This window comes from Microcoleus sp. CAWBG640 (assembly GCF_020883015.1).
In the GTDB taxonomy this organism is placed as follows: domain Bacteria; phylum Cyanobacteriota; class Cyanobacteriia; order Cyanobacteriales; family Microcoleaceae; genus Microcoleus; species Microcoleus anatoxicus.
Map to the genome: position 1 here is coordinate 1 of NZ_JAHRFC010000201.1, position 2,130 is coordinate 2,130.

The following is a 2,130-nucleotide window of genomic DNA, read 5'->3' on the forward strand; positions in this document are numbered from 1 at the left end:
TTCTCAACTAGCAGAAAAGCAAAATATCGAACAACAGTTGCATCAGCAATTGTCAGAACGAGAAAACTCCCTCAACTCCTTGCATTCTCAATTAGCAGAAGCCAAGCAAAATTTGGAACAGCAATTGCAGCAACAGGAATCTTGGCAACAACAGTTGACAGAACGGGAAAACTCGATCGCCCAATTGCATTCTCAACTAGCAGAAAAGCAAAATATCGAACAACAGTTGCATCAGCAATTGTCAGAACGAGAAAACTCCCTCAACTCCTTGCATTCTCAATTAGCAGAAGCCAAGCAAAATTTGGAACAGCAATTAGCCGAAACTGTACCAAAGTCAAGTCACGAAAGTTTACTTGCTCAGTTATCGGAACGAGAAACCTCGATCCAGCAGTTCCAACTTCAACTAACCAAGTTGCAAGCTGTGGAAAATCAATTGAGCCAAAGTTTGGCCAAACAGCGAAATTATGATGCTTTGCAGCAGCAGTCTCAAGAACAGATAAGAACCATCAAAGGTTTACGAGAACAGCTAGCCCAACAGCAATCTGTAGCTGGCATTGGAGAAGCTTATCTCAACAAGTGGCGTCGTCCATAATTTTGATTTAGCAAAAAAAAATACTGCGCGATCGCGTTGTCTGAACCCGGACCTCTTTGTTTAACAAATCGGGGTTTAGACGTCGATCGCGTTTTACGTTTTTTTGCCAAACAAATATGAGCATAATATTAAGAAATATTACAATAAATCAATTATGGTCAGCGATCGCACCCCTGTTGGCAAATCCCGCGTCACCGTCATCGGAGCCGGAATCGGCGGGCTCACAGCAGCAGCCCTACTAGCTCGCCGAGGATACAAAGTGCTAGTCTTAGACCAGGCGATCGTCCCTGGCGGATGCGCTTCCACCTTCAAACGCAAAGGCTTTACCTTCGATGTCGGCGCCACCCAAGTCGCAGGATTGGAACCCGGAGGAATTCACCACCGCATATTCTCCGAATTAAACATCGAACTCCCAGCCGCCACACCCTGCGATCCAGCCTGTGCCGTATTTTTACCAGGAGAAAGCACACCCATTAGCGTCTGGCGAGAACCCCAAAAATGGCAACAAGAAAGACAAAAACAGTTTCCCGGAAGCGAACCCTTTTGGCAATTATTATCTACATTATTCCAAGCTAGCTGGAAATTTCAAGGACGCGATCCTGTTTTACCACCCAGAAACTTCTGGGATTTCTGGCAATTAACTAAAGCTGTTCGCCCCGATACTTTGATTACCTTACCTTTCACTTTCATGACAGTAGGAGATGCTTTGCGCCTTTGCGGATTGGGCGACAATTTGCGTCTGAAAACTTTTCTCGATTTGCAATTAAAATTGTATTCTCAAGTAGATACCGAAGAAACAGCCCTACTCTACGCAGCCACAGCTTTAGGAGTCTCCCAAGCACCACAAGGATTGTATCATCTACAAGGGAGTATGCAGGTATTGAGCGATCGACTCGTAGAAGCGATCGAACGAGACGGTGGCAAAGTCCTACTCCGTCACACAGTTGAAAGGATTATCACAGTGAACGGCAAAGCTATGGGTACAACTATTCGCAATCAAAAAACTGGCGAAATATGGACAGAAACCGCCGATGATATTGTCGCCAACGTCACCGCCCAAAATCTGGTAAAATTGTTAGAAACCAATTCAAACATCTCACCAGAAATCGCCGAATTATCGGATACAAAACTTACCCAATCTTCTGATGATAGCTTGCCACCTCAAATGAATGGCTACAAATATCGAGTCGATAAATTGCCACCAGCATCCGGCGCTTTTGTCATCTATTTAGGAGTGAAAGCAAGCGCAATTCCGCCAAACTGTCCGCCTCACCTTCAGTTTCTTTATGACTACGAAGGCGAAATAGGGGAGAATAATTCCTTGTTTGTTTCTGTCAGCCATCCGGGAGATGGTAGAGCACCAACGGGAATGGCCACGCTGATTGCTTCCTCCTTTACCGATACTAGAATGTGGTGGAATTGTGCAGATTATGAAGCTTTGAAGCAAAAATATACTACCGGGGCGATCGCCCGTTTGAGCGAATATTTCAATTTAACACCAGAGGCGATCGTCCATCAAGAATCAGCTACACCCCGCA

At 45.2% G+C, this 2,130-nt stretch carries 1 protein-coding gene and 1 pseudogene; both read left to right on the plus strand.

Annotation, left to right across the window (positions count from 1 at the left end):
- A pseudogene (locus tag AAFP11_RS30240) lies at nt 1-592 on the plus strand (CopG family transcriptional regulator); the annotation flags it as partial.
- Between the two features lie 154 nt (nt 593-746).
- Nucleotides 747-2,130 (plus strand): FAD-dependent oxidoreductase (locus tag AAFP11_RS30245; RefSeq protein ID WP_341740319.1); only part of this gene is annotated, 1,384 nt, incomplete at its 3' end.